The sequence below is a fragment of the Microbispora sp. KK1-11 genome (assembly GCF_006874435.1).
In the GTDB taxonomy this organism is placed as follows: domain Bacteria; phylum Actinomycetota; class Actinomycetes; order Streptosporangiales; family Streptosporangiaceae; genus Microbispora; species Microbispora catharanthi.
Map to the genome: position 1 here is coordinate 1 of NZ_VIRJ01000173.1, position 358 is coordinate 358.

Genomic DNA, 358 nt, shown 5'->3' on the forward strand with positions numbered 1-358 from the left:
TTGAGGGTCAGTGGGGTCGGGATCGGTGGGGAGGGATTCGGCGTTGACCAGGACGAGGAGTTCGGTGGCGATCTTCTCCTCCAGCAGCGCGATGAACGCATCCGCGTTACGCACTCGCAGCGGCCGGTCGTCGCCCTCCGCGCGCGGTTTGGCGTAGGCGTCCAGCAGGGCCCGCAGCCGGGCGGCCGCCTCGCCCGGGAGGTAGAACTCGCCCTCCAGGCCCCCAGCTTTGGTGGGGCGGACCCGCAGGAACCGCCGCGCGTAGTCGGCCTGCTCGTCGCGGTCTTCCCCGTCGGGGTCGAGCACCGCGCGTAGGTAGCGGCCGGCTTTGGCCACCTCCGCCGCCCCGGCCTTGCCC

Annotated in this window: 1 protein-coding gene; it reads right to left on the reverse strand. The window is 72.6% G+C overall.

What is annotated here, in order from left to right; genetic code table 11:
- The coding region (locus tag FLW16_RS43250; protein ID WP_142566746.1) for a DUF222 domain-containing protein at positions 1-358 on the reverse strand (358 nt) is incomplete at both ends.